This window comes from Shewanella benthica KT99, from assembly GCF_000172075.1.
Taxonomy (GTDB): domain Bacteria; phylum Pseudomonadota; class Gammaproteobacteria; order Enterobacterales; family Shewanellaceae; genus Shewanella; species Shewanella benthica_A.
The window spans coordinates 47,962-55,787 of sequence record NZ_ABIC01000029.1 but is presented as its reverse complement, the minus strand read 5'-3'; the positions used below and the strand labels follow the sequence as shown (position 1 = coordinate 55,787).

General features: G+C 45.4%; 6 protein-coding genes and 1 pseudogene. 1 reads left to right on the top strand and 6 read right to left on the bottom strand.

All coding sequences use genetic code 11. The annotated features are described in order from the left end of the window. The 4 genes from KT99_RS13585 to KT99_RS13570 form a co-directional block, all read right to left on the bottom strand. Positions 1-841: alpha/beta fold hydrolase (locus KT99_RS13585; RefSeq protein ID WP_005501032.1), on the bottom strand; the 841-nt coding region annotated here is incomplete at its 3' end. Positions 842-952: 111 nt separating this feature from the next. Further along, entirely contained in the window at positions 953-2,002 is a 1,050-nt protein-coding gene (locus tag KT99_RS13580) for a 3-oxoacyl-ACP synthase III (protein ID WP_005501031.1), read from the bottom strand. A 247-nt stretch (positions 2,003-2,249) separates the two neighbouring features. Next, positions 2,250-3,509, bottom strand: coding sequence for a methyltransferase (locus KT99_RS13575; RefSeq protein ID WP_100067671.1), 1,260 nt, complete (start codon positions 3,507-3,509; stop codon positions 2,250-2,252). A 120-nt stretch (positions 3,510-3,629) separates the two neighbouring features. Then, entirely contained in the window at positions 3,630-4,796 is a 1,167-nt protein-coding gene (locus tag KT99_RS13570; RefSeq protein WP_005501029.1) for a hypothetical protein, read from the bottom strand. 327 nt (positions 4,797-5,123) lie between these two features. Here KT99_RS13570 and KT99_RS13565 point away from each other — a divergent pair, with 327 nt between their 5' ends. Beyond that, positions 5,124-5,366, top strand: coding sequence for a DUF1289 domain-containing protein (locus KT99_RS13565; protein WP_040571995.1), 243 nt, complete (start codon positions 5,124-5,126; stop codon positions 5,364-5,366). 551 nt (positions 5,367-5,917) lie between these two features. On the opposite strand, the gene KT99_RS13560 is transcribed toward KT99_RS13565, so the two are convergent. Beyond that, on the bottom strand, positions 5,918-6,280 hold the full coding sequence (locus tag KT99_RS13560; RefSeq protein ID WP_005501024.1) for a YajD family HNH nuclease: 363 nt from the start codon (positions 6,278-6,280) through the stop codon (positions 5,918-5,920). 154 nt (positions 6,281-6,434) lie between these two features. Beyond that, a pseudogene (locus KT99_RS20950) lies at positions 6,435-7,429 on the bottom strand (BCCT family transporter). Positions 7,430-7,826: the final 397 nt, after the last annotated feature.

Sequence of the window (7,826 nt, the reverse complement as noted above, 5' to 3'; positions counted from 1 at the left end):
ACGACTTCTCGGTGGCATCTTCAAGAATATAGTGACCGCAATCTGCAAATTCATGCACGCTCGCATGGGGCATCTCTACTTTCCACTGAGCAAGAAAATGCTTATCGAAAACGAAATCTTTCAGGCCCCAGCAAATCATAGTCGGTACATGGGCAAACTTTGGCAGGCTAGCGGCTATTTCAGAGACCAACTCATAGTTTCTATCACTCTCTTTTAGAGGGATATCCTGGATAAACCTCAAGGTCGAGATCCGGTTAGCCCAAGAGTTGAAAGGCGCCACATAGGCTTTGCGTATCTCACTCGGCATAGGTTTACGCTTAACACCTATATAGGAGGCTATGGATGAAAACGCATTGAAACCACGAACCAGAACTGTGCCTAACATGGTATTACGGCAGATCCATAAGGGCCAAGGAAACGGCTTAGATTGAGGAAGATGAAACGCGCCGGTATTGAGAATAACCAGACGTTTTATCCGCTCCGGATAACGCGCAGCATAACCCATGCCTATCATCCCGCCCCAGTCATGTACGACTAAGGTGATGTTCTCTTTGACGTCGAGGTGTTCGAGCAAGGCTTCGAGATCGTCGATACGATTCTTTAGTGTGTAGTCGTAGCCGCTGTCATCCGGCTTATCCGACAGACCACAGCCGATATGATCTGGTACGATACACTGATGATTACTGCTTAGAGCTGACACCAGATTTCGATAATAGAAAGACCAGCTAGGATTGCCATGAACCATGACGACTGGCTCACCTAGGCCTTCATTTACATACTGTAGCTTATGGCCATTTCTATCGAGATAATTGCGCTTGAAGGGAAACAGAGTGTCTAACATGACTCTTCCTAAATATTCTTTGCATCACCGCGCCTCAAACTTCAGGCGCATAAGGTGATTATGTGAGGTATGGGACTGAAACGCGCTAAGACAGCACTAATGGCTAGCTCATTACCACTTAATCCCAAGCATCATGCAGTTAAGTCCACTACCTATGCCTAAGAAGCTCACCTGATCACCCTTCTTCAAGAAGCCCTGATCGTGGGCCATAGCTGCTGTGACTGGCAGAGAAACTGTGCCCATATTGCCCAGAAGTTGATAAGTAGGAAACTCTTTCTCTTGGGGAATATTCAGTGCATTGAGCACTTTCAGGCGGTTTGCTGACCCCACTTGATGACAGATCACTTTATCGACCTGCTCCACCACCCAGTCACGCTGTTCGAGGAAATCACTCCAGGTATGACGAGCAAGCTCTACTCCTTCTTTGAGTAGTGTCACACCATCGGTGCGCATAAACTCACGGTAGAGATGTAAACCCGCTTCCTGCAGGCCCCATTGACACAAGTTATGGTGCTCAGGTGCCGAAAGGTGACTCGCACCTAAAAGCTGATGTTGACGATCAGTTCTCAATGGCAAGCTGCCATCGGTAAGCAAGACGGCTACGGCTCCAGAACCACCGGTTAGGGTTGCCAGCGACTGGGCATAGTTCTGCATGGTTTGATCGGCCAACATATTATCTATGGTGATGTCGACAATATGACGAGCTGATTCACAGGAGACCACTAAGCCAGCTTTAATTTGACCGAGTTCGATACGGTTAGCAATATCTAAGATCCCAGAAAGCACCCCAAGACAAGCATTACTGATATCATAGATGGCGGTATCTTTCGACACCCCAAGCTCTGCTGCGATACGACACGCCGTTGCTGGCTCATGTTGATCGCGGCAAACCCCGGTATAAACCACGGCGCCTAAATCACTCACTTTCACGCCGGTTTCATCAATAGCCTTGTGTGCAGCGGCCAGAGCACCGTCTGATAATCTATGACCCTTTGGCCACCAGCGACGCTCGGTGATCCCGGTTAATGCGGCAAGTTGCCCCATAGGAATGCTAAACTTCTTATATAGAGGTGCCAAACGAGATTCTAATTCGGAAGTTGACACAACTTCAGGTGCCAGTTCATATGCCAGGCTATTGATAAATACTCGGGAATATTTCATGAAACAGTATTATTTCGCTCTCAATATCGGCGCAACTTCAGCCAATAAGTATTATTATTTAGTATTAACCCATCATTTGAGCAAGAAAAGGCTAATGATTCAATAAAAAACCGTCATAGGTACGATTTTTTCACTCATAAACTTCATTTTCGATCAAAAAAATGCGGTCTAAAAGAAATTTTTTATATACTGTAGTATATCTTCACTATAAAAACATAGGCTTAGTTAATCCCTTATAGGCTGAATATTAGTTTGCTGGTTTTTCCGCCAATATCAGTGAGTTTCTTGGGGTAATGGCTTCACTGCAAAATCTAGTGAGCTTTACCGAGTAATCTTGCTCTTCGAGAAAGCAGACTCTATCGAGCAGTAACCAATGTTCCAGTATGGCACGAAACAGGTGAGCAACCAGATCGATTCGCCGGGTGAGCCTCTGTCTCTGAACGCCTAACTCAAGGTAAAGGTCAACATCCAGATCGACCGGTAATTCCACCGACTTTTTCCCCGCCGCCCAGTAACAAAATGCCTCAAAACCTTCATTCAGTTGACTCTGCTTTATCGATGGAATGGGCAGATATCGCCTACTTCGATTCACTTCTCGCTGTAAGGAGTCGAATCCCAGACGCCAGACGATCTCCCTGTGGCGATATTCAACCTGTTTCGCATTGGCAATAGTACTGTGCTGCAGCGGCACCTGCAGATCATGTCGAGATAATACCAACTCACTATCGAGTACCACTTCAGACATCCCCTGATACTGCTCAGCTTGAATAAGATGATAACAACAGGGAGAGATGATAATGGACCTAGTGTTTGCCTGGGATGCCAACCTTAGCAAGCGCACATGGAGATCACCACAGGCGTGCAGTGCTACGGCCTGCTGCTCCCTCTTTAGCTTGGACTGCTGAGGTGCAAATGCATCGGCGCAGATAAATTTCTGCGGCAGATGCCACTTCTCGGCAAATTTTATCCCTTCATCACACAGGCCCTGCTGCCACTCCAGACTCACCACAGGACGAGAATGAATCTTGGCGATGAGTCGACCAAGATGCCCCTTGCCGGCGCACCACTCCAGTACTTCGCTGCTATCTTGCTTGATTTGAGCCGCAAATGCCGTGATCTGTGACCATTTACGGCCTTTTATTCCAGCGCTGAAATGAGCGGCATCCTTATCCGACAACAACGAACCCAAGTGCCTAACTTGGCTTGTATTTCCATCGGTTAACACGGATCCCACTTGCTGAAGCAAGTCTAGTTGCCATGCTAGATCATGTCGAACAAGGTCTCTTTGTAGTGCAGGCAACAACTCAGCGTTGAGCTTAGTTTGACCTTTATCGAGTGCATCGATATCGACATCAGATATCGACCACACTTTTTCTGCCAAACTAGGAAACTGTTTCTCCCAGGGTAATTGAGTGCAGTCGAACGCCTTCACCTGCCATAGCGCACGGCTCTGAACTAACAATGTATCGAGTTGCTTTAGGCGATGACGATGAGAGGTTTCTTGCAAGATGTTGGCACTCTTGTTTATAGGTAAAAGATAGGAAAAAGACAGAAACAACACAGGAAAAAAGACGGCTGCTAACCCTGCATGATACAGAGTTAACAGCGATTTCCTAGGCCCGATTTCCTAGGAACTCGTCTTCTTGCTTTCCATTCTCTTACCAAGCCAAACACCTAGACCAAGAGGCGCGAAGAAGATCGCCATCAAGAAGAGCACAAAATAGAGGATCAGACTCTTAAGCGTCTTGGTCAGCTGCTGAAAAAACACCTCTACCGTATGTTTGGAGATCTCATCCAGGTTAGCCGCCGCGGCGACACGCTCCCTGGCTACCATCTTTTCCAGAGCCAGACGCTCATTGTTAACCATCAATTCTAGTGCCTGACGCTCAACCGATAGCAGCTTAAGTTTATCATCGGTAGAATCACTGAGCTGCTGCAGTAAGGGGCTTAGCTCACGTCGCATATCCACGGCTAAGCTTTGCATCATCTCAGGGGTCTGTGCCATCAACTCCTGAAACCTTGCCGATGTCTCACTGATGCTCACCAGCGTTGCCTGGATTTCTTCGGCATTGATATTGGAATGCAGTGCATAGAGTTCGGCTTTCCAACCTAATATTTTGGGCATCTGCTCAGAGATCATCGCCATACGATCTGAGATGTCACTCATCACTTCCGGCACTGAACCAAAGGTAGTCACAGCTTCAAATTCATTGATTTTTCTGAATATTAACCAGTCATTGAATGCCGACTTACGACTAAATGTGATGTCGGTAAGGGGATTATCCAACACGTATTGTTTGATAAAATCGCGATTATTATTGAAGTCACTCTGAGATACGAAGCCTTTAACCGTTTTCTCAAACTGAGCTTCTAATGCCCTACTGGTCTCGATAACCTGCGCTTGTTGTGCGCCAAATAGGGCTTTACCCGCACCAGTGTCATAAAATTCACTCATCTGTGCCGTAAATGCCCAGGTATCGACCATGGCAGCCACAGGTGAGGCCTGAAAAATAGTCCTCTGCAGCGCCTGCTCAGCATTTATCTTCCACATCAAAGCGTTAGATTTCTGATAGATATCTTGCTCGTCGTTAGATTCAAGCGCTGAAATCTGGTCGGCAGTCTGTTCGACCCGACTGTAGAAAGTGCTGCTAAAATCACGACTAAATACCCGCATATTAAGTTGCTCCTGTGGCAGAGGTACCACACCACTTTCAAGTTTTATCTCTAACAGAGAACATGCCGTCGTAAGCAGACCCAGCACAACAAAAACACTTAAGCGTAGCAACGCTTTCATAAAGCCCCCAGTAACTTCCCACAACCCATTGAAAAGCTAAATAAATGAAAAAACAAACTGATATAAAATTCAATCGAGTCTAGCATTTGAAGTCCGCTTTACCTATAATTTACAGCGCTATAGATCATTCATAAGCTCAATATACCTCACTCTATTTTTATCGAAGAAAAAATATTAACATGCTGATAAAAATCATCTTTACAATGAAATAGTGGCAGACTCTAGCCAACGGAGATTGGTATAGTTCTCACTCAAGCTTGAAAATCGTCACCAGGATCACTAAAATCTCGAGCCATAATTTTAGCATTAAAATCTGAGCCGAAACCTATGATTCACTCCCCTTGCGTGGCCAAATGTGCTTTAAACGATGATGACATCTGTATGGGGTGTTACCGGACTATCGATGAGATTGTCGGCTGGAGTGCGGCTGACGATGGGTTTAAAACTGAAGTGTGGAAGAAACTAGCCCAGCGTAAGACCGAACTCAGCAAAGGCGAGCTCGGCGAGAGAAACAGTATCAGTCGACAGAAGTGGCTAGAAGCTGAGGCACGAAAATACCATTCCGAGTAAGTATCTGATCATCCAGCGGGAGTTCAAAGCGCTGTAGGCAAGACGAATGTTTGAAGCTAATAGTTATTCTCGGCAACAAGCTCCTGCGTTGCTCTCGATAATGGCTCCTGCATTATTCTACCTTCACCCGTCCATGGGCTCGTACCTCCTGCATCTGACCTCCATGGTCTTAAGCGTTCCATACGCTTTAAAGACATTTCCCATATCCCTATGGGTCAGGGAAATGTCTTATTTTGTATGGAACAAAATAGACCATGCAGTCGTATATCGAGAACATTCAACGTAACATAAAGGGCTTTGCCCTTTGCTTTAAACATCAGCCGCACTGCGTGAGGCTCTCAGCGTTTCCACTTTTGTGTTGCATTGACTTAAAAGGGAATAACCATTCCCTCATCAATGCGCCTTGAATTGAAAAAACTGAGAGTCTCTGAACTGACCAGATACTTATATGGCATGGTATAACACTGAACGAGCGTTAATGGATATAAAAAGCGATAAAAAGAGATATAGCCGATACCGGCATATCTCTCTTATCTTGTCTGGCCGATAGACTACTTCTTCATCATGCCTTTAAGATCGGCGAAGGGATTATAAGTTGCCGATTCTACTTTTGTCTCAGTAGTCGCGCCGTACTGAATCAACTCCTCAAATTTCGAATGTTCATTATCATGACAATAAAGACAGAGTAACTCCCAGTTTGAGCCATCAGATGGGTTGTTATCATGGTTATGATCTTTATGATGCACGGTCAGCTCACGCAGATTTGAATGAGTAAACTCACGAGTACAACGACCACACACCCATGGATATAACTTCAGCGCCTGCTCACGGTAGCCCGTTTCGCGCTTCGCTTTATAGTCTCTGGCTGCAGCTAATACTTTATCTAGTTTACTTTGACCTTGGCTTACCGACATACACTTTAATCCTGCTCACAGCTATCGTGACTTCATCATTGCCGGCACGATAGCAAAAAAATACCCTGTAGCGATAATAACATCGCTACAGGGTAAATTTAACTGTTTAACTGATTTTCCACGAAAAGCCTACTGCTAAAAACTTAAGTTTGGCTTATGTATCCTCGCCCAGATATTCTGAACTTGAGATATGCAGATAATAATTGTACTTCTCGTACTGAGTCACCACATCGGCCAAGATCTGTTTCTGAGTGAAACCCATCACGTCATAGTGCTGGCCACCATACTCAAGGAAGACTTCGGCGCGATAATAATCTGTTTCACCATCGTCGACTTCGCTGACTAACGGATTGGTAATGGTAAAGGCTCTGATCCGCAGACCATAGACAAAATCGTTATGGTCCTCACTAGGGATAACAAACCTGACTCGATTGTCTAAATTGATGACCTTAGCCGGGATACCGCGACGAATGAAGCTCTCACACACCTTAGTATCCAAACCTGAAAATACCGACAGGGTGGCAATCAACGAAATAGCAATAATCAAGCCTACCTGCACCATGGCATTCACTGGCACACCGAGTAGATAGTTAAGGCCCGAGTTAACCTGCAACACTCCAAAACCGAGCGAGGTAGCCACACCAAACATGGTACCTATCACGGCAAACGTATCAACCGCATGGCCTATGGGTCCATAAATGCGCTCACCAATCAAGGGGTAAAGAGCACTTCTCGGCAACAGAGGTAATTTATGACGATAGGAGAAATAAGACAGACTCAGGCCAACGACAGCGTAGATTGCCCAGGCATGGATCCCCCATGGAAGAAAGTTATCTTCATCGCATCTTTTGCCGCCTGAATCGTCTCAGGGGCGGCATCCGGTGGCGACATATAGTGCATCACAGGTTCGGCGTGATCCGGCCCAAGCTTGATATCACCGAAACGGCTAACATGACGAAGATGATAAAAATAAGGAAGATGGCTACGCCTGAAATGTAGAGCCAACCGGCTTTAACCTGAAACCAGGTCTGAACCAATTTGAATACTTCTTGAGATTGTTCTGGCCACACAGAGCCTACGAATACCATCAAGATGATGATAAATAATGATGGAAAAAACAGATGGATTGATACTGGTCTTAATAGACATATAGCTCCCGCACGTTAACATGCGGCGCCACACAAAATAATGACGCCACTCGGATCCAGAAGCACACACACTCACATTATGGCGCATTAAATCCAATGCAGGTTAAGTATACGTTGCAACGGAAAAGTTGCATTTTGTGGTAAAGCTAGCTAAATTGAAGACTCAAGGTGTTAGAGCAAACTGCTGTCCAGCTATTAAATAGAATTTGCGTATCCATTTACCAACAGAGCACGATAATCATATTCTTGCTCTGTAAAAAATCAGATACTCACAAAACTCGTAATATAATAACCTATATGTCGATTCAGTAATGTACGGCTAGACAATAAAAACCAAAAAAGCAGCGATAAGCTGCTTTATAATCAAGGTTTACACCATTGCGGACATCTTTTCCATT